This window comes from Coleofasciculus sp. G1-WW12-02 (assembly GCF_040219735.1).
In the GTDB taxonomy this organism is placed as follows: Bacteria; Cyanobacteriota; Cyanobacteriia; order Cyanobacteriales; family Coleofasciculaceae; genus Coleofasciculus.
The window spans coordinates 87243-106918 of sequence record NZ_JAVJRX010000045.1 but is presented as its reverse complement, the minus strand read 5'-3'; the positions used below and the strand labels follow the sequence as shown (position 1 = coordinate 106918).

Sequence of the window (19676 nt, the reverse complement as noted above, 5' to 3'; positions counted from 1 at the left end):
CAATTATTAATCAAGTAACTACATTAGCAGACATTCGTCATTGGTCATTCGTCATTGGTCATTCCTTTGTTGCTTCCCCTGCTTTTCCTACACCCAGACGTGCCATGGCACGTCTCTACATCAACTGCTTCCGGTACTGAACTAACTCACAAAATCCATCGCCTTCTGTAGCGACGGTTACATAAGCGGGTTTATAGTCCAGCTCATCGGTATAGTCCAAAACATTAGCAACGCCCACCGATAACGGAAATAGCTGCGGGTTAAATAAACTCCCATCGTTGGGACTATCACCCACTGTCAAAACTTGTTCAGGTTGATACTGGGGAAAGTAATCGCGTAACACTTGGATTAACCCGATGGCTTTGTCCTGAGATGTGGGTTTGATATGACATTGCACCGAACTGTAGGTAAATCCCCAACCCATGGACGTACACAGGGCGTTGAGGTGTTCTAGTTGATGCACAGTGAGGTCACGATTATCAAAGGTCCAATCGGTTAGGCGAAAGCCATTGTCAGCTGATTCGTGAATCTGGGGAAATTCGGATTTGAGGCGTTGATAGGTATCTGCTAGGTGTTGGCGATGGGTGGTTATGTCAGCAATTGTGGATAAAAAGACAGGTTGATCCCCATCGGCTGGATAATATAACCCACCATTTTCCGCGATCGCTCCCTGCACGGGTAAATAATTTACCAAACCACTAACCCAGCCGGCGGAGCGACCTGTAACAATAAGCACAGGGATATCTGCTGCTTGTAAATTTTCCAACGCTTGCAGCAAATCCCCACTAAATTTACCTTGTCGTGTTAGCGTTCCATCCATATCTGTGGCAATCAGACGTAGATTTTTCCAGCAATGGGCGGCTATTGCTGAGTTAATCGATGAAAAAGCCATAGATTATTGTGTAATGGGTGCTATATCTTGGTTTATCAAAATTTATCATGACAATACTATCACCAGACCAACGGAATTATTATTATCTTCTAGCCGCCGAACGAGTGGGAATTCACAAGCCAATTTTGGCGGCTCTCTATCAGGTTCATTCGTCTCCGACTCTTGCTGATGAAGAAACAGGGTTAGGCATATCGCCTGCCAATCGGGTATCACCTGATCAGGTGAATACATTCCCGGAACAAGTTCAGTATGCGGCTAATGTTATCCGAGCGCTTACCGATAGTTTAATTGCTCAGGGACAGCAAGGGAATGATTTATGGCTGCTAGAACAGGGACGCTATAGCGATGAATTCCTGCAAAACGTAGCTAGGGGATATGTACCGCCAGCCAGTCAACCCTTTATGGCGCGTTTAGAACCGAGTAACTTTGAGTCGCTCAAACAAGCGTATCTCGCTGATTTAGCCGCTGACTTCAGAAGCGAAAACCTGCCTCAAAACCTTGCCTATCTAGATAAAGCCTTACTGACTCTTGTGGATCGACTCCCTGAATATTATACGGGATTACCTCATCAACGAGATGCGTTGCTAGAAGCGGTGCGGATTTGGCGGAAACTGGATACCCAGGATGCTACCATTGGTTCTTTAGTGCCAACGGATCAGGTGACATCAGCCCGTGAGGATGCATCAAAACTGGATATTCCCCTCAAGCAATTTATGGGACGGGTTTCTGGTAGCTATAGCGGTTATCCCCATCAACGGGAAGCGCTGCTGCGCCTAACTCAACTGTGGCGTCAATTGCGAACCCGAGAAGAAGCGATCGCGTCTTTGGAAAAAAGTGCCTCCCCCCAAGAAAATCTCGATATTATTGATCCGGCTCTGGTGGCATTCATCGAGCGCGTGCCGAAGTTCTACCAGGGACAAGGTAGCCAACGCAATGCCCTCACCGAAGGCTTTCGACTCTGGAATCAATTTGACTCCCGCGCCACGGTGTTAAGTCACCTAGGCATTAATCCGGACATCCTGCAAGCAAGTACCACTGACCCCACCGCCATGCAAAAACTGGCAGCGGAACTCGATCGAGAACTGATCAGCTTTGTCGGGAAGATACCCAAGGACTATAAAGAAGATGACAACCAACGGGAAGCTTTAATCCGTTTAGTTCAACTTTGGCGAGATTTGCCCACCAGAAATCAGGCGGTGCAATCTCTCCTGGAAGACCAAAAACGGATGAATGAAGCCCGTCGTCAAGCCCAAGAAGCACCGCCAAAGCCGACGCCTGTGGTGATTCCCAAACGCCCTGAGCGTTGGACACCTTACAATATTCAGCTATCAGCACCAATCATTCCCGATGGTAGCTTTACCTGGGCAGAAGCCACCCATGGAGGTACGCGCATGCCCCCCAATCAAGCTACAGTGGATGCTATGGTTCGCATTGCGAAACTGGCACAACGGGCACGCGATCGCATTGGGCGACCTTTTATCGTCACCAGTTGGTATCGTCCCCCTTACGTTAATCGAGCAGTTGGGGGTGCCAAGTATAGTCGGCATCTGGTGGGAGATGCCATGGATTTTGTGTGTGAAGGGTTAAGTGGCAATCAGATTTACTGGTCCCTTGAACCGTGGTGGCCCGGTGGCTTAGGTCGCTATAGTCGATTTCCCAATTTGTGCCACATTGACGCTCGCAGCTACCGGGCACGCTGGCTCCATTAAGGGTAACATTCAGCACGAACACCTCGGTTTGCTGCTACCTTTTTCCAGAACTGTAATTCAAAATTTGCATGAGTGCATCTGTCATTGAAGCGGCAAATCGATCAACCACACAAATCCAGAACAATCTAACATTCATGGCGGAGTCCTAGGGGACTTTCGCAAGAGTTTACGGCTCGGTACAGTGTTTTCCCCACCGACAGAAAATCGCTGTCGGGATACCCTAGTAGACTTAACCAGGGCAAGATTGCACCAGATCCACTCCCTAGAAGGCATTCTAGAAATAACTCTTACATCTTCTCCAGCAGGAATTATGTCCAGTCCGATTATCCCTAGAGAATCTACATTAGCTCAAGTTTCTCAGCCGTCACCAACCGCTGTCTCTCCTTCACCTGCCGATACTCAGTCCTCTGGAACACCGTGGATGTTTGTCTCCATAGGACTGCTCTTACTCGCGATTGGCTTACTGGTCTATGGCAAAATACAACTAGATAACATGGGAAAGAAGCTGAAATTTGAGCAGTTTAAGACCAAAGACCTCCAGAAAAAGTTGAAGTTGGCGCTCAACACTATCCGCAAAATGGAAACCAATCCGGATTTGGTTCACTCTCGCGAATTTAATTTAGACTATTTGCGATTGCGGATGGAAGAAGAGGTGTTTCATTTTGCCATCGTTAATCAAATCAAAATCAAGGTAAAACAAATCATCAGTGTGGCGCTACGACCGAATCAGGCGGCTCAAAGTTCGATCGGGATTGCTAGCACCACAGGCAGGCAAGTTGATGAACTGTTTGATGTCAAGTACGAGACAGAAAGCAGTGGTAAACGTACCATGCGAGTGCTATTCCGGATTCAAATCAAGTTGACTAAATTACCCACTCAAGCCACCTCAGCCACGATTAGCCAGATTATTGATTGTATCGAAACCTTTCTTTCTCCAGAGGATGAAAGCTGGCAACCCACGATTCAAGGACGAATTGTTTCGATTCACTGGGATCAAAAAGCTAAACCAACTCCTTTACTGGTGCTTCAGCAATCCAGTGAGGGGGTTAATGTGACCTTAAGAACGAATCGGGCGCGGATTAACTAAACCTATTCACCAACTGCCAATTATTAGATCAAGTTGCTCAAAGCTAAACGTCGTTCTTAACCGAAGTAACTGATGCTATTTATAATGTATTACTTATGAATTATGACTTATGACTTCTGTGAATATGTCCATCTTCGATATGAATAATCCGATCGGCAATATCCAGAATTCGGTTATCGTGGGTCACGAGTAGAATGGTGCATCCTTGTTCTTTTGCCAACTGTTGCATTATTTCCACCACATTACGTCCTGATTGACTATCCAGAGCAGCTGTGGGTTCGTCGGCTAGAACTAATTGAGGATGACTCACTAACGCCCGCGCGATCGCAACCCGCTGTTTTTGTCCACCAGAAAGGTTATCGGGGTAGTAATTAAGATGATTGGCTAAACCAACTGTGGTTAGTATCGCTGTTGACTTCGCTACCGCCTCAGTAGGAGAAATATCGGGGTGAAGTTCCACCGACATTTGCACGTTTTGGCAAGCCGTCAGACTCTTGAGCAAATTATGAGATTGAAAGATATAACCAATCTGGCGGCGCACTTGCACCAGTTTTTCTTCTGTCGCACCGACGAGTTCCTTCCCTAAGACTTGAACATAACCTGATTGAGGTGAACGTAAGCCCCCAATTAGTGTTAATAAGGTTGTCTTACCCGAACCCGAAGGACCTGTCATTAATACAATTTCTCCGGGTAAGAGTTCTAGATGGATATTAAAGAGGATTTGTTTACGTAGAGAACCTTTACCAAAGTAGTGATTGAGATTTTTAATCGATACGACAGGAGATTGAAGTAATACGTTAGAATTCATAATTCATGCCAAATTCGCTGTTGTAATCCCCTTTTTAGCTTGGGTACTCTTTCCTTGGAGCCATCTGCCATCTGCCTTATCCACTCCTCTAAAAAATATCAGCCGGATCAGCCGCTTTGAGTTTCCGCACAGCAATCGCCCCCGATACACAACACATAATAATTGTCAAAATTAGAATAGTTATAGTTTTAGTCAAAGTCATCATCATCGGTAGACGAGTTGCCGCTTTTGTTAAACCATACAATCCCGAAGCAATTACCATTCCGGGAATATATCCTAAAATAGCCAGAATAAGCGCTTCTTGGAAAACCACCATCAATAAATAGCGATCGGTATAACCCATCGCCTTGAGTGTGGCATATTCGGGTAAATGATCGGAAACATCGGTATAAAGAATTTGATAAACAATTACTGTACCAACAACAAAGCCCATCACTATACCCAAGCTAAAGATAAAACCGATCGCCGTACTGGTTTGCCAGTAATTTTTTTCAAAATCGATAAATTCTTGCTTGGACAAAATTGTGACATCATCAGGAAATTCCTGTCTCATGTCAGTTAAAATATTTTGGATATTTGCTCCGGGTTGTAATTGAACTATACCAATATCAATTAGTCCCTTGTTTCGTCGTGGAAAAATCCGCAAAAAATTGAGATCACTTGTAACAATATTTCCATCGGCAGCAAAGGAAGCGCCTAAACTAAATAATCCTACCACCCGGATGCGACGTTCTTCTACTTCTGTAGTTACCTCTTCGTTTTGACGAAATAGTTGAGCAATTGAACCATATTCTGGTCTAGATGTGTCATCAAATAAAACCCCATTTTCTATTTTTATCTTATGCAAATTTTGGTTAACATCAGGTAGATCTAATACTGGATTAGCTGGATTAAATCCCAAAACCATAATGGCGCGAGTTGCTCGAGTTTGCGGATTTTTCCATAAACCAAAATCCATATAGAGTGGACTAATTGACTGGACACCCTCAAAACCCAAGGCTTGATATAATCGTCGCTGAGGAAAGCTTTTCATCGCGATAGTTGATGTGGACTGAGGGCTAATTAGAAAAATGTCACCGTTTAAGTTTTTATGCAAGGTCACATTACTCTCAAACAAGGCATCGCGGAAACCAAGCTGCATAAACATTAAAATATCAGCAAAGCTAATTCCAGCGATCGCGACCAGTAATCGTATTTTTTCGCGACTCAGTTGTAACCACGCAAGAGGGATTTTCATTTATAGCAACCGCAAAGGATGTTAGGACACATAGGACGGGTTGAGACGTAAGGCGTGGAACTCAACCAGTGTGTCTGTCCTAATCGATGTGTCTACTGCTATAAGTTTTAAGTTTTGATTGTAAAAATCTGCCATGGCGCGTCTGTAGTGGAGGATTTTACTATTATCATTTCTTACCTAACACCAGATGTAACTAAACCCACCCCGACTTAATTTTTCGCTTCGCTAGTCGGACATAGTTTTAAATTAATTAGACTCTGATTCAAGCAAGATTTCTACGATAACTTTTGAGTTTGTTAATCCGGCAACTTTTTGGCTATCTTCTGGCGGTAGACGAATGTTTACTTCCACGACTCTAGCATCAACATCAGCAGCCGGATCGGTATCGAGAATATCTTTTTTGCCGATTTTCCGTCCAATTTGGCTAACATTTCCTTGAAGTTTGCCCTCAAATGCCTTGCTTTCACTACGAATGGCAACACGCTGTCCGAGACGTACTTTGCTAATATCGCTTTCGTAGACTTCTGCAACTACTCTCATTTCGTCGGTTTTTCCCAGTTCGACAATTCCTTCCCCTTCCTTAATGGTTTCTCCAGCCCGGGTATTTATATCTAAAATCTGACCATCTTCTGGGGCACGCACGTAAGCTAAGGAATCTAAATCAGCTTGAGCTTGTTCAACAGCGGCTAGTGTACTTTCAACTTCAGCTTCGGCTTTTTTTATATCAACCGGACGAATTTCTTTGATTTCTTCTAGACGGGCTTCTTCTTCTTTAATCTGAGCTTCGAGAACGGCGATAGTTTTGTTCCGGTTGACTCTGCCTTCTTCGAGCTGTTCGTTAAGATTAGCGATAGTTTGAGCTTGGTTCGCTTCGGCTTGAATAAGATTCGCCTGTTGTTGAGCGAGGTTCTCTTGTGCCTCACTGAGGCGTTCTAGGGCAGTTTCTACCCTTAAGCGGCGGCTTTCTAATTCTGAGGTAGAAATTGCACCATCTTCGGCTAACTGCTGGTAGCGGGCAAAGTCGTTATCAGCGTTGCGTTTTTCTGCCTCTAGTCGTCTAATCGTAGATTCTTGAGCTTTAACGGTAGCTTGTTGAGCTTGAATTGTGGCTTGTTGAGCTTTGGTGGTTTCTCTCAGTTGAGTTTCTAAGCGATTAATTTTGCTCTGTTGGGCTTTTTTTTCTCCCTCTAATTCTTGTTCAAGGCGATTAATTGTTTCCTCTTGGGCTTGAATTGCGCCCGCTTTGGCACCCGCTTTCACTTGTTCCAGGTTCGCTTGGGCAATTTCAACTTTTTTTTTGGCAAGATCTACAGCCGCTTGCAAGCGATCGCGGTTATCCATAATCGCCATGACTTGATTTTCCCGCACGCGATCGCCTTCCGAGACGAGTAATGCTTTCACTACATTGGCACCCTCCAAGGATGTCGGAGCGGATATAATAATAACTTCTCCATCGGGTTCTAAGCGTCCTAAGGCGGTTACCGCTTCGATAGCGGGTGCAGCCACTGGCTGCGGGTGTGATTGAGTTGTACGAAGTTGAACCCGATTGAGGCTGTAAACAGCCGCGACTCCAGTCGCGAGGGTTCCGCCAACAGCCAGAGCGATCGCCCAACGAGTTATCGGTTTAGAAAATAGTCCTTCATCCATCCCTGGTTTATGCCCCATATCTTCCTAATATAAATAGGATTGATTTCTGAATTCGCACCCCCTCCTTCAGTTATAGACGCTAGGAGTAAGCCACGTCTAATGGGATGAGGAAGATGGGGAAGCTCCAGGAGCCGGGGGAGTAGAGACGTAAGGCGTGGAACCTCTAGAAGTAGGGGAAGAGGTTTCCCAATCAACAAATGACAAATCACCCAGATGGTAAGTCAAACAATACGGTAGTCATGTAATTATCTGCCCAATCCGCGCCAAAGGCTTTTTCTAGCACACGACGGGTTTTATCATTTTTCTGCTGTTTGGTGCAATAATAATGCTGACCGGCTACAATTTCTGCTTGGTCTTCAGCCGAAACGGGTGTAGCATTAGTTGCATGAGTACAATGAATTTGGAGAAAATTCTCTACTCGCGATAAAAATTGCTGTTCCTCTTGAGGATTATTGGGTCGAATAAAAATGCAAAATTCCGAAAAAATGTCGCCCCACTCTGGCAAATCACGGGCGTCTTGGAAATGAGGAGTTGGTAAAGCCTGTAACGGTTGACGATAGGCGTCGGGTAAGATACGTTTAGCATTCACCGGAGAGAGGTCTGCGATCGCAGCACTGATTTTCCCTCGTCCGCCGACTAAATCGCAGCCAAACATGGGTAGATTGTACTCTGGACGGGGAAACATGACACAGTGGAGAATATCGAGCATTGTTCCCACTTTTGCCAATTCCAAATGCAGTTTGCGAAACTGTGGCGTCTGATAACAACGGTTTTCAATCGTGAGTTTCTCACCCTCTAGGCGTCCTTCAACATAGCCTAACTCGGCGGGAAGCTGATAGGGCGACAAATCCAGGTAACGCCGCCAATTGGCTTCAATACAGTCGGCTAATTGGCAAATCAGGGGGTGTTGTTGCTCTCGCAGGGAAGGCTTGGTGGTTACTGACATTCTTTGAATCTTAAACGTTAACGCTCAACCCATCAGGATAAGGGGGGTAGGTATAGGATATCAGCTTCTCATCCCTTTGGTATTGCGAAAAGACCCATCTCCACCAAATAACCGTTTCCACAAGATAGTCTCAGGCTATATATGATAGGTAAACAGAGTCTACAGGAGCAGACGAGTATGTTTGGCTTAGGATGGCCCGAAGTAGCGATTATTGGGATTGTCGCGCTAGTAATTTTCGGTCCCAAGAAGATTCCAGACATGGGTCGCGCATTAGGAAAAACCCTTAAAGGTTTTAAAGAAGAGATGAATACTCCGACATCTGAGGAGGATGAAGCTGACTAGAGATTCGGCTGACGTAACCTGATTACGGTGACAAAAGTCACGCATCAGTAGAGATGTGCCGACGGAACGCCTGTCTTGACCACACAGATGAAGGGGATAGGAGAGTTTTGAGTGAATTTTTGCACCAACTCAGGGCGGGCGCGAGTTGTATCTTGGGGAGGTAATAAACGATAATAGTGAAAACAGCTCCTACACTCCTACACAAAACTTTACCTTCCCCATTTTCCCCATTTTATTCCGTCACAGATGTCGTGAAGGTCAGATTCCGAAATATCTTTTGAATTACTGATCCGAAGGCTTAATTCGAGCCATTTCCGCCATCCCTCTTAATTGGTAATTCCGGAATTTCCATTAAATCAGTCATCGCTTCAGTCAAGGCTTTGGGGTCCATGAACACAATTTTGGAGTTGCTACTTTCACTCAACTTCTCGTTAGCTTCCACATAACGAGTGGCAATCAAATACTTTAGCACTTCCTGACTGTTAGGCTTTTCTAGCAGCGCTTTTGAGATCATCTCGAGGGATTTCACCGTCCCTTCTGCCTGGGCGATAGCGGCTTCTCTCTCTCCTTCTGCCTCGTAAATCGCCGCTTTTTTCTGGCTTTCTGCTGCCCGTTCCTTCTCCAAGGAGTTTAACACTGTCTGGGGAGGTTTAATTTCTTGGACTTCCACGCGGATAATCTCTACCCCCCAGCTATCGGCAGCCTCTTTGAGATGAACTGACAAATGCTTATTGATCTCGGAGCGGGATGAATAGGTTTCATCTAAATCCATTCTGCCAATTTCAGACCGTAATGTCGTAATCACTAAATTTGTAATTGCTTCTTTTACATCTTCAACATCGTAGTAGGCTTTATAGAGGTTGTTTATTCTCCAGTACACCACCGCATCGACTTCCACAGAAATATTATCTTTCGTGATTGCCTGCTGGGGTTCGGTGTCTAAAACTTGTTCACGGGTGGTTTCCTCCACGGCAATACGTTCCAAAAAAAGCCAAACCACACTCGGTCCAGGCTGTAAAGTTTTCTTATATTTCCCCAAACGTTCAACTATAGCTTGATTGCCCTGATTGATAACTTTGGCGGAACCGATACCGTAGCCGCCGCCGATTAAAATCAGTGCAAAAATATACGACCAAAGAGATCCCATAGGTTTTTAAACTTTCACGAGAAGGTTAATGAACGAATTAAGGTGGCAAATAGAATGACAAGAGAGCCTTTTTCAATAGCGTTGTGGGTAACACCGGGCTTGAATTTGCATAAAGTTATATCTAAGCCACCTTTCAGATTTCCTCAAACGAGGCTTGTCCTCAAGCCGCTTTGTCTGGCAGTACGTGTTACCTACAATGTACTCTCAGGTAAGACATCCGCAAAGAGGGACAATACCCACTCCCCCGGAAACATCCTTGGCTTGTGCCAGAATAATAAGCTAGATTCAGCCAGGTTATGTCAGCATTTTAGCTGAATTTTCGAGAAATTTTCTCACCCGGCACAGACTCGTTGTGAAAGGATGAGGGATGTAGAGGCTTTGTTCAGCTTCTTTACTCCGGTGAACTCAAGCAGGAGAATTTCCTGGTTCCGTCCTCCGTCGTCGTACCGACTAGTCGCCGATTTTATCCTGACTAGTGACGTCTTGACCCATTACACAGGTGGGAAACTTTCGCGGCGAAGATCTTTATCAGTCAGTCTAAACCTTTAGTGATCGACTTGTGAACAGTCTCATTCAACAAATCCAATCCAGTTTACTCAATCTCCTTGGCTCGACCATTGAGGTTTTGCCCGGACTTATCGGCGGAGTGATCATTGTCCTGTTGACTCGCTACAGCGCCGATGGTATCCAGCAAGTTACCGCTAAGATAGGAGAGCGTACAATCCGCAGCCAATCGCTGCAACTGCTGCTGGCGAAAATGAGTTATGTAGCAACGTGGGTGGTTGGCGTTTTAGCCGCTAGTGTTATCGCCTTCCCTGGCTTGCGGCTTGGTGACATTATCGCGGCGCTGGGGTTGGGTTCAGTCGCCGTCGGTTTTGCATTTCAAGATATCTTCAAAAACTTTTTAGCTGGGGTGCTGTTACTGGTGCAAGAACCGTTTCGCATCAACGATCAGGTGATTATTGAAGAGTATGAAGGAACGGTGGAGAAGATTGACATCCGTACCACCCAAATTCGTACCTATCAAGGCGAACGAGTTCTCCTACCGAATGCAACGGTATTTACCAGTGCGGTGCAAGTCAGAACAGCTTACGGACAGCGACGAACGGATTTAGGTGTTGGAGTTGACTACAACACTCCCTTGTCTGAAGCGGCTCAACTCCTAGAGGAAACCATTACTCAGGTGGAGGGTGTATTGTCCAATCCAACACCAGAAATCGATTTAGTCAGCTTTGGCGATAGTTCCATCGATTTCGTCGTCCGCTACTGGACATTGCCCCAGCAGCAACGAGTACGTCAGGTGCAAACCCGAGCCATTATTGCCATAAAAAAAGCCTTTGATCGCGCCGACATTAATATTCCTTACCCAATTCGCACGCTTTACTTCTATGACCAGCAACGGTTTAATGATTATTTACCCCTGTCCCAAGATGAAGCTTCCAACTGACAACGGTTAAGATTGAAGATGTGTATCGATACCTTTTGTTCTACAAACCCTACGATGTCTTAAGTCAGTTTACGGATAGGGAGGAGAGTCCTCGTCGAACTCTCAAAGACTACATTCCGGTGTCGTCGGTTTACCCCGTCGGACGCCTTGACCGAGACAGCGAGGGATTGCTCTTGTTGACCAATGATGGACGCTTGCAGCACCGACTCTCTAACCCCCGCTTTCGACATCCCCGTACCTATTGGGTGCAAGTGGAACATATTCCCGATGAAGCTGCCTTGAATCAGTTGCGCCAGGGTGTAGTGATTAAAGATTACCGTACAAGAAAAGCTCAAGTGCAGCGATTACGAAAAGAACCCGCTCTACCACCTCGCGATCCCCCGATTCGCTTTCGGAAAACTGTACCCACCTGCTGGTTAGAAATCACCTTGACCGAAGGGCGTAACCGTCAGGTACGGCGTATGACCGCAGCCGTGGGATTTCCCACCCTACGACTAGTACGAGTCGCGATCGCGCACCTGCGTCTTTCTGGGTTGCAACCGGGTCAGTGGCGTGATCTGACGCCCACTGAACTTGTCTGTCTCCAAAAACTGGTGAACAGGGGAAGTTTTGAGTTTTGAGGTGTGAGTTTTGATTTAACTCCCTTGTCAATACTGCTTCCCTGCGCCTTTACACTGGATAAACAACCCCCTTAAAAGCTGCAACCTTGGATTCTGGCGTGGCAAACTAGATGGCAGCTAGCTCATAGTAAAGCCTTAGAAACCTGATAGGAATTGAGGAAGTTCCGTTATGTTAATTTGTCCCCAGTGTCATTTTGAAAACCCGAATACTCACAAGTTTTGTCAGCGATGTGGAACTTCCTTGATCCATAAAGTGTGTTCAGAATGCGACACCCAAGTTCCTGTTAATGCTGAAACTTGCCATAATTGTGGTGCGTTTACAGGAACGGTTTGGTGGGCGATTATTGCCAAAGAGCCGGAGTATGGCGTCACCTCAACCGATGATTTAGAGGGTTCCTCAGCCGATGCTGAGCCAATCGCTAGCAACGCGGATCTGGAGTCATCAGCTCAACTTACACAAACCCAGGAGAGTGAACCGACATCCGGAGAAATTCCCTGTGCTCCCAAAACCGATTTTGATACTCTGGCGCAGGAAATGGATCAGCCAGAAACGGCAAAGAGTTCTACCTTGATGGCAAAATCAACGGTTGAACCCGATCAAGAGATCCCAGCAACATCACAGACGAATAAGTTAGAGCCAAATCTAAGCGAAGCATCATCGACGGCAACGTCTGAGGCAAGTTCTTCCTACAATACTTACTCGATCACCTATCTGGATGTTCAACAACGTTACCGACTCATAGAACCCCTAAATCGCGACACTCTAGCAAATATCCCAGTCGGCTCAGAAACGTCTGTCCAAGTTTTGGACTGCCAGCCCTTTCAGAAATCACTTCTGGAAGCCCTACTGGAACAACAATCTGGGGAATTTCCGTCCCCATCCTCGTCAATTTTGGGAATTCCGGCGATCGCACAACCCTATTTAGCCTTGAAACAAAGTCATTATCCCACTGTGCCAGAGGTTCATGATGCTTGGCAGCAGGATAATCAGGCAGTGATGTTGATCCAAGATCGCTCAGGATGGCAACTCCTTAGTGATTTGTGGGGGAGTGAAGAGTTATCTACGTTACAGCTATTGTACTGGCTCGATGAAATGGCAAGACTTTGGCAGGCACTTGAATCTTGGAATTGTTGCCAAAGTCTATTGGAAATTAACAATTTACGAGTTGATGAAGACCAGGTGTTGGGGTTAGCCCGCCTCTACCATGATCCCGAAGATGAACCGCCCACGTTAGAGGATTTGGGGCAAATGTGGCGGCTGTTATTTAACCAGTCGCAACGGACTCAACTGACCTCATTGGGGACGGTGTTCCGGCAGATGTGTACCGAAGAAATTACCACGATTGACCAATTGCGATCTGAGTTAGAAGCGATCGCTCACGCCGAAGAAGAGGCACAAGAAGAACAAGCAACGACGGTTACCTTAGATATGGCTGATCATACATCTGAAGAGGCGATGAGTTTGCTGGGAATGCCCCTAGGAGACACGGTTGGTACCTATGACGATGGGGGTCCTACGGTTGTGCTACCGATGCAATTACTCAGCCTTGACGATGTTGGTTGCACGGATATTGGTCGCCAACGGGATCACAATGAAGACTGCTTTGGCATTCAAGCACAGATTAAAAAGCACGAAACCCCCATTGGTCGAACCTTAGACGCTCGTGGTCTTTATATTCTTTGTGATGGAATGGGTGGACATGCAGCCGGAGAAGTTGCTAGTTCCATGGCGGTGGAGAAGCTGGAGGCGTATTTTCAAGACCATTGGCAGGAAGAGTTACCCACACAAGAGACTATTCGCGAAGCTGTTCGCCTAACCAATCAGGAGATTTATGATGTCAACCAACAAAATGCTCGCTCAGGCAGTGGTCGCATGGGGACTACCTTGGCAATGATGTTGGTTCAGAATACCAAAGTCGCGATCGCTCATGTGGGTGATAGCCGTCTCTATCGATTAACCCGCAAAGGCGGTTTAGAGCAACTCACCGTAGACCATGAAGTCGGTCAACGGGAAATTAAACGCGGCGTCGAAGAGGCGATCGCTTATTCTCGCCCCGATGCCTATCAGCTCACTCAAGCCCTAGGACCACGCAGTGACCAGTTTGTCAATCCTGACATTAACTTTTTGGAACTCAATGAGGATACCTTATTCATTTTGTGTTCCGATGGTTTGTCGGATAATGAACTAATAGAGAATCACTGGCAGACCCACCTCGCTCCTTTGCTCAGTTCTCGCGCTAACCTTGAGCAGGGTATCCTACAGTTAGTTGACCTAGCCAATGAGCAAAATGGTCATGACAACATCACCGCGATACTCATCCGAGTAAAAGTGCGACCTAATTTTCAGCAACGGAGTTGGTGATAGGAAGTTGGTCATCTGTGATTAGTTAGTTAAAATCAACCGATGTACCCAAATCTCTTGATGGTTTTCTTCCCGTGTTTCCCCCTGGTGTAGAGACGCATCTTATGCCTATCTGCACATCATTTTGGGGAACAGGGAACTCTTAACAGGGAACACAGGAAAAAGTAAGGGATTGAAAGTCTTTACAATTTTAAACTTAGCTAACACAATTTATGTCCGATGCTACCGGACATGATATGACACAACTGAATTAGAGGAAAAAGACTGATGGTGTAGACAGCGAGGTAAGCCTTAGCTTCCAGAAATGTAAGCGAACTACACAAGTTACTAAAAAAAGAGGTGCATCGGTGGGTTCATCAAGGACTCATAGGAATCCCAGTCCCCGTAAAGGAAAGGACGGGAGCGACTAACTTTAATAAAGGATTAGATTATCTCTTATGCAACCAGTACCAGTAATCAGTCTGAATAGTAAACCACCAATACCAAACCGGGTGGCAAGAGCCAGATCTTGGCTCAAGGGACTCCCGCGAATACGTTGAGACAAGCCCTGAGTTAAGAACAAAAAACTGAGGACTATGGTCACGCTGACCCTTATACATCCGCAGGCATCCACTCCATTACAACAGTGGAAATTCCACAACCAGTCTACAATTCGTATTGGTCGATCGCCAGATAATGACGTGATTCTCAACAATCCGTTAGTGTCTCGGCATCACCTAGAACTGAGAGTCACCCCCGCCCGATCTGGACATAAATGGCAGTTGGTTAATCAGGGAACCAACGGCACGTTTCTCAATGGAGTCTTGGTGTCACGAGAAATGATACCGAATCAAGCCCTGATTCGGCTGGCTCGAGAAGGACCGATGCTCAAATTTGAACTTAACCCGGTTTCTGTGCCAAGTTCTGGCTTAGTCTCTCCAACGCCTAACTCTAAACTGTCTTGCACTCACCCGGGCAATCCTCCCGGTAATTTATTTTGTATTCACTGTGGTCAACCCTTAGTCCCCGTACAACGGGTTATCCGCCACTATCAAGTGTTACGAACCCTGGGACAGGGGGGAATGGGGACAACCTATCTCGCCTGGGATAGTACAGGCAAAATTGAGGGAGGCCCAACGTTACTCGTCCTCAAGGAAATGAATGCCGATATGGCACAAATTGCCAAAGCCCAAGAACTGTTTGAGCGAGAGGCGCGTGCCCTAAAAGCTTTACATCATGACGGAATTCCCCAGTATTACGACTTTTTTATGGAAGGGGGTAAAAAATATTTAGCCATGTCGCTCATCCACGGACAAGATTTGGAGCAACGGATTTTGATGGCAGGACCTGTCACTCCAGATCAAGCCATTGACTGGATGATTCAAACCTGTCATGTTCTTGACTATATTCATTCGAGCGATCCGCCATTGATCCATCGGGATATTAAACCCGCGAATCTAATGGTGCGTCATCGAGACAACAGCATTGTTGTTCTTGATTTTGGCGCCGTCAAAGAGATCGGGACAATGCCAGGAACTCGAATTGGTGCTGAAGGGTATAGCGCCCCAGAACAAGACCGAGGGACTCCAGTCACTCAATCCGATCTCTATGCCATTGGTCCAACCCTGATTTTTCTGTTAACCGGGATGACTCCGCTTAAATTTTATCGCCGCCGTAGTTTAGGCTATGGGTTTGACTTGTCCAAAGCACCCACGATCGCTCCCCCATTACGGGAAGTAATCGACCGGGTGTGTCAACTCAAAGTTGGCGATCGCTACCAAACGGCGAAAGAACTCGCAGCAGCTTTAGCCGCCTGTCACTAGAGGGTTGGCTGGCGTAATCGCTCTTATCTGTAAGGCATCAGGATCTCTATTCTTCATCCCATGCTTCCACGGCGAGTAAGTCACCAATTGGATCTTGCATGGTGAAGCCAAATTCTATGAGTTCCTTTTTCCAGAACGACCACTCGTCGCCATAAAGCAGGGCGATTTTCCATATACTATCGCTAGGTTTGATAATCTTGGATTCCACGAGTGAACGCACCTGACGCTGCATCTTCACCATGGGGTGAGTAACTTGCTGAGTCATACTCTCAATTTTCTCGAAGTAACTTTTGCAAATGCTTGGATCAAAAAAACGCTTCCTGTTTTAAATTTTGCCGGTTCGTAGAGTTGGCGCTCGGCAAGGAAGCATTACTATACCTTTGTAACTCATCCGAGGGCATTTACGCAAGCCCTTTTGGGAAAATGTACGGTAATCACTACTATTGCGCCTAGAATTGCTGCCGTTAAGGGAAGCTGGGGGAGCTGAGGGAGCATGTAGAGACGCTTCAAAAGCGCGTCTGGGAGCTGGGGGAGCTGGGTAAGAAAAAATTATAGCTGTCGCGATAAAGCTTAGGACTTTCTTTATGGGTTAAGAGAATCTAAGTCAGTTGGCTTAGATTCTCCTATAGTTCACACGTTCTGTTCAACCGCTGTCTTCACGGCAGACTGTAACAACAGACCATATTCAATCCCCTCAACCACCGCTTGATAAGACGCTTCTAGGATATTGGCGGAAACACCCACTGTCGTCCAGCGCTGCTTGCCATTACTCGATTCCACCAGCACGCGAGTTTTCGCTGATGTGCCAGCCGCACCATCTAGAATCCGCACTTTATAGTCGGTCAGGTAAAACGTTCCTATCTCTGGATAGAATCGCACCAGCGCTTTCCGTAACGCGGCATCCAGTGCTGACACGGGTCCATTGCCTTCAGCCACTTCTAAAATATCCTCACCATTAACCGTGACCTTAATCGTCGCCATAGCATTACTGTAAGGTGTACCGATACCTTGGAGCATGTCACTGTGAACCTGAAACCCTTTCAGGTCAAAGTGCTGCTGCTTCTGTCCTAGGGCGTCTCGCATCAGTAAATCAAAACTGGCTTCGGCGGCTTCAAATTGATAGCCCTCATTTTCTAACTCTTTCAGGCGTCCTAAGATTTGGCGACAGGCGGCGTCTTGTTTGTGGAGTTCATGTCCAAAACTCTTGGCTTTTGCCAAAACGTTACTGAGTCCGGATTGCTCAGAAATTACAATCCGCCGCTGATTCCCCACCTGTTCGGGTGGGATATGTTCGTAGGTGAGTGGATTTCGTTCGACGGCGGAAACGTGAATCCCGCCTTTATGGGCAAACGCCGACCGACCCACAAATGCAGCATGGTCATCGGGAGCTAAGTTGACGACTTCACTAATTGAACGACTCACTTGAGTCAATGTGGCTAATTGTTCCTCTTGAATACAGTGATACCCTAGCTTGAGCTGTAAGTTAGGAATTAAGGAACACAGATTAGCATTACCACAGCGTTCGCCATAGCCGTTCATAGTTCCCTGAACCATACAGACGCCTTCCACCACACTCATCAAAGCATTAGCCACGGCGGTATCGGAGTCATTGTGGGTGTGAATGCCCAATTGAGGTGAATGTAGAGACGCGCCATGGCGCGTCTGAGTCTTAAGTTCTAGGCTTTCGATGACATCTCGGACAATGGAACCAATTTCATGAGGTAAAGTCCCGCCATTGGTGTCGCAAAAGACTAACCATTCAGCCCCCGCATCCATAGCAGCTTTCAGGGTTTTCAGGGCGTAATCTGGGTTATTTTTATACCCATCAAACCAATGTTCGGCATCATAAATCACTCGCCGCCCTTGACTGCGGAGATATTCTATGGTATCGCGGATCATTGCCAGGTTTTCGTCGAGGGTAGTACCCAACCCTTCAGTGACATGGAGATCCCAAGACTTACCAAAGATAGTGACCCAATGTGTCCCTGCTGCCAAAATAGCTTGTAGCATCGGATCATCAGCTGCCGCTTTATGAGGGCGTCGCGTTGAGCAAAAGGCGACAATTTCTGCTTGGATTAGGGGTTCCTCTTTGAGTCGCCAGAAAAATTGCACGTCTTTAGGATTAGCACCGGGCCAACCGCCTTCGATGAAAGGAATCCCTAATTGGTCGAGTTGGCGGGCGATGCGGAGTTTGTCTTCGATGGACAAGGAGAGTCCTTCACGCTGGGAACCGTCCCGCAGTGTTGTGTCGTAAATCCAGATGGGGTTGGGGGTTTGGGAAGTCATAAGTGAGGATGGTTGTGTAAATTGTAAAGAAATGTAAACTAGAAAAAGAAAGCTGTAGTAACTAAGATAGATAAATCATCAATGCCTAAAGTAAAAGCTCAAGGGAAGACATTTACATGTGACCCAGGCAGTAATTTACGCAAAGTTTTACTGGCGAATGGTGTAGCGCTTTACAACGGCAATGCCAAAATTATCAACTGTATGGGAATTGGTAGCTGTGGTACTTGTGCGGTTGAGGTAGAAGGGGAGGTTTCAGAAGCGAACTGGAAGGATAAGGCGAGACGTTCTCTCCCGCCCCATTCTCCTACGGCTAATCGTCGTTTAGCCTGTCAGACGAAGGTTTTAGGGGATGTTCAGGTGACAAAATATGACGGCTTTTGGGGACAAGGGAAGGATGCTGTGTGGACACCGGAACAGAGATGGGGGGAGCTGGGGGAGCTGAGGGAGTTGGGGAAGCAGGGGGAGCAGGGGGAGCAGGGGAAGAAAAAATTAACTTAGAACTTATCCGAGCAGTATTGGGAAAGATGGGATGTACTACATCGAGTTGGAAAACGCTCTCCGGGGCGCAAGGCTTACATTGGTGTCAAGTTAAGATGAAAAATCCCCAATACATCGAGATAGACCCCTCCCTAACCCTCCCCTTATTAAGGGGAGGGAACAAGGAACTCGAACGGCTTTAGTTAGGTGGCTTAATAAATTGGGGACGAGATTCAAAATCTCATAGGGAAAAGCTTTTCACCTTAAGTTGACACAGATGAAAGCTTGCACCCCTATCCATTTATCTCATCCTTATGATAAAAGAAAGAACTGGTGAAATAAGAAAAAATGAATTCCAAATCTGAAAATAATTCTCTTAAGGAACTTAAGCGTATATTAAAACAATGTCCTGAGCAAGAAATAACAACAATAATTTTGAATATTGGTCAGAGAATTATTGATCTTGACCAGGACATACAAGAAATTTCCGACAAAAACGATAATAAAATTATTTATTATGGAACAAATACTAATAATTATTGTGCAAAGTTTTGTCTCTTTAACACAGAAGATATTCCTCGTCTTTACTTGAAACTCCCCAGATTGCCTAGACTTCCTTCCCAAGAACCTAAACAAGTAGTTAAAATGTTAGTCCAGACTACCGATGATTGGAGTGATGCCGAAAGGCTTCGGCACATACCAGAGGGCAGAGCAAGAGTATCTACTAAAAAATCGAGTAGCCCTTACAATCCTTCAAGATTCGAGAAGTATATCAGAGAATATATGCCAGATATGCCAGTACAATACAATAATAAGCTAGAAATGCTGGTTGATTTAGCTTGTGAAATTTGGAAATAAAGACAAATT

At 46.1% G+C, this 19676-nt stretch carries 16 protein-coding genes and 1 pseudogene; 9 read left to right on the top strand and 8 right to left on the bottom strand.

Going from position 1 to position 19676, the window contains the following annotated elements; translation table 11 throughout:
• Window positions 1–115 precede the first annotated feature (115 nt).
• Complete coding sequence (locus tag RID09_RS07965; protein ID WP_446335411.1) at window positions 116–892, bottom strand: HAD-IIB family hydrolase; 777 nt, start codon at window positions 890–892, stop codon at window positions 116–118.
• Window positions 893–939: 47 nt separating this feature from the next.
• On the opposite strand from RID09_RS07965, the gene RID09_RS07960 reads away from it, so the two are divergent.
• Entirely contained in the window at window positions 940–2601 is a 1662-nt protein-coding gene (locus RID09_RS07960; RefSeq protein ID WP_446335410.1) for a D-Ala-D-Ala carboxypeptidase family metallohydrolase, read from the top strand.
• Between the two features lie 310 nt (window positions 2602–2911).
• The gene (locus RID09_RS07955) at window positions 2912–3688 is read left to right on the top strand and encodes a hypothetical protein (protein ID WP_446335409.1); all 777 of its coding nucleotides are present in this window, start codon (window positions 2912–2914) and stop codon (window positions 3686–3688) included.
• Window positions 3689–3788: 100 nt separating this feature from the next.
• Here the strand turns inward: RID09_RS07955 and RID09_RS07950 are convergent, their stop codons facing one another.
• The 4 genes from RID09_RS07950 to RID09_RS07935 all read right to left on the bottom strand — a co-directional run bounded on the left by RID09_RS07950 (window position 3789) and on the right by RID09_RS07935 (window position 8326).
• On the bottom strand, window positions 3789–4496 hold the full coding sequence (locus RID09_RS07950) for a DevA family ABC transporter ATP-binding protein (RefSeq protein ID WP_446335408.1): 708 nt from the start codon (window positions 4494–4496) through the stop codon (window positions 3789–3791).
• A gap of 88 nt (window positions 4497–4584) precedes the next feature.
• A complete protein-coding gene (devC, locus tag RID09_RS07945; RefSeq protein WP_446335407.1) occupies window positions 4585–5733 on the bottom strand; it encodes an ABC transporter permease DevC in 1149 nt (382 codons plus the stop codon).
• A gap of 246 nt (window positions 5734–5979) precedes the next feature.
• Window positions 5980–7398 carry an HlyD family efflux transporter periplasmic adaptor subunit gene (locus RID09_RS07940; protein WP_446335406.1) on the bottom strand — a complete coding sequence of 473 codons (1419 nt, stop codon included), beginning with the start codon at window positions 7396–7398 and terminating at the stop codon, window positions 5980–5982.
• Window positions 7399–7585: 187 nt separating this feature from the next.
• Entirely contained in the window at window positions 7586–8326 is a 741-nt protein-coding gene (locus tag RID09_RS07935; RefSeq protein ID WP_446335405.1) for a phycocyanobilin:ferredoxin oxidoreductase, read from the bottom strand.
• A gap of 177 nt (window positions 8327–8503) precedes the next feature.
• Here RID09_RS07935 and tatA point away from each other — a divergent pair, with 177 nt between their 5' ends.
• Complete coding sequence (gene tatA, locus RID09_RS07930; RefSeq protein WP_446335438.1) at window positions 8504–8668, top strand: twin-arginine translocase TatA/TatE family subunit; 165 nt, start codon at window positions 8504–8506, stop codon at window positions 8666–8668.
• A gap of 298 nt (window positions 8669–8966) precedes the next feature.
• Here the strand turns inward: tatA and RID09_RS07925 are convergent, their stop codons facing one another.
• Window positions 8967–9815, bottom strand: a complete 849-nt coding sequence (locus tag RID09_RS07925; RefSeq protein WP_446335404.1) for an SPFH domain-containing protein — start codon at window positions 9813–9815, stop codon at window positions 8967–8969.
• Between the two features lie 559 nt (window positions 9816–10374).
• On the opposite strand from RID09_RS07925, the gene RID09_RS07920 reads away from it, so the two are divergent.
• The 4 genes from RID09_RS07920 (at window position 10375) to RID09_RS07905 (ending at window position 16046) form a co-directional block, all read left to right on the top strand.
• A complete protein-coding gene (locus RID09_RS07920; protein WP_446335403.1) occupies window positions 10375–11262 on the top strand; it encodes a mechanosensitive ion channel family protein in 888 nt (295 codons plus the stop codon).
• 20 nt (window positions 11263–11282) lie between these two features.
• Window positions 11283–11882 carry a pseudouridine synthase gene (locus tag RID09_RS07915; protein ID WP_446335402.1) on the top strand — a complete coding sequence of 200 codons (600 nt, stop codon included), beginning with the start codon at window positions 11283–11285 and terminating at the stop codon, window positions 11880–11882.
• Between the two features lie 169 nt (window positions 11883–12051).
• Entirely contained in the window at window positions 12052–14244 is a 2193-nt protein-coding gene (locus tag RID09_RS07910) for a serine/threonine phosphatase (RefSeq protein WP_446335401.1), read from the top strand.
• Window positions 14245–14819: 575 nt separating this feature from the next.
• A complete protein-coding gene (locus RID09_RS07905) occupies window positions 14820–16046 on the top strand; it encodes a protein kinase domain-containing protein (RefSeq protein ID WP_446335400.1) in 1227 nt (408 codons plus the stop codon).
• Window positions 16047–16092: 46 nt separating this feature from the next.
• Here the strand turns inward: RID09_RS07905 and RID09_RS07900 are convergent, their stop codons facing one another.
• Window positions 16093–16311 (bottom strand): DUF4327 family protein, encoded by a 219-nt coding sequence (locus RID09_RS07900; RefSeq protein ID WP_446335399.1) that lies wholly within the window; start codon window positions 16309–16311, stop codon window positions 16093–16095.
• A 365-nt stretch (window positions 16312–16676) separates the two neighbouring features.
• A complete protein-coding gene (cimA, locus tag RID09_RS07895; RefSeq protein WP_446335398.1) occupies window positions 16677–18332 on the bottom strand; it encodes a citramalate synthase in 1656 nt (551 codons plus the stop codon).
• Window positions 18333–18413: 81 nt separating this feature from the next.
• Here cimA and RID09_RS07890 point away from each other — a divergent pair.
• Both RID09_RS07890 and RID09_RS07885 read left to right on the top strand, forming a co-directional pair.
• A pseudogene (locus RID09_RS07890) lies at window positions 18414–18746 on the top strand (2Fe-2S iron-sulfur cluster-binding protein); the annotation flags it as partial.
• A 411-nt stretch (window positions 18747–19157) separates the two neighbouring features.
• A complete protein-coding gene (locus RID09_RS07885; protein WP_446335397.1) occupies window positions 19158–19667 on the top strand; it encodes a hypothetical protein in 510 nt (169 codons plus the stop codon).
• The last annotated feature ends 9 nt before the right edge of the window (window positions 19668–19676 follow it).

What these genes read in the sequence shown, in the direction of transcription:
- RID09_RS07965 (WP_446335411.1), bottom strand. Translation starts at nt 892, where the DNA reads ATGGCTTTTTCATCGATTAACTCAGCAATAGCCGCCCATTGCTGGAAA.
- RID09_RS07960 (WP_446335410.1), top strand. Translation starts at nt 940, where the DNA reads ATGACAATACTATCACCAGACCAACGGAATTATTATTATCTTCTAGCC.
- RID09_RS07955 (WP_446335409.1), top strand. Translation starts at nt 2,912, where the DNA reads ATGTCCAGTCCGATTATCCCTAGAGAATCTACATTAGCTCAAGTTTCT.
- RID09_RS07950 (WP_446335408.1), bottom strand. Translation starts at nt 4,496, where the DNA reads ATGAATTCTAACGTATTACTTCAATCTCCTGTCGTATCGATTAAAAAT.
- devC (WP_446335407.1), bottom strand. Translation starts at nt 5,733, where the DNA reads ATGAAAATCCCTCTTGCGTGGTTACAACTGAGTCGCGAAAAAATACGA.
- RID09_RS07940 (WP_446335406.1), bottom strand. Translation starts at nt 7,398, where the DNA reads ATGGGGCATAAACCAGGGATGGATGAAGGACTATTTTCTAAACCGATA.
- RID09_RS07935 (WP_446335405.1), bottom strand. Translation starts at nt 8,326, where the DNA reads ATGTCAGTAACCACCAAGCCTTCCCTGCGAGAGCAACAACACCCCCTG.
- tatA (WP_446335438.1), top strand. Translation starts at nt 8,504, where the DNA reads ATGTTTGGCTTAGGATGGCCCGAAGTAGCGATTATTGGGATTGTCGCG.
- RID09_RS07925 (WP_446335404.1), bottom strand. Translation starts at nt 9,815, where the DNA reads ATGGGATCTCTTTGGTCGTATATTTTTGCACTGATTTTAATCGGCGGC.
- RID09_RS07910 (WP_446335401.1), top strand. Translation starts at nt 12,052, where the DNA reads ATGTTAATTTGTCCCCAGTGTCATTTTGAAAACCCGAATACTCACAAG.
- RID09_RS07905 (WP_446335400.1), top strand. Translation starts at nt 14,820, where the DNA reads ATGGTCACGCTGACCCTTATACATCCGCAGGCATCCACTCCATTACAA.
- RID09_RS07900 (WP_446335399.1), bottom strand. Translation starts at nt 16,311, where the DNA reads ATGACTCAGCAAGTTACTCACCCCATGGTGAAGATGCAGCGTCAGGTG.
- cimA (WP_446335398.1), bottom strand. Translation starts at nt 18,332, where the DNA reads ATGACTTCCCAAACCCCCAACCCCATCTGGATTTACGACACAACACTG.
- RID09_RS07885 (WP_446335397.1), top strand. Translation starts at nt 19,158, where the DNA reads ATGAATTCCAAATCTGAAAATAATTCTCTTAAGGAACTTAAGCGTATA.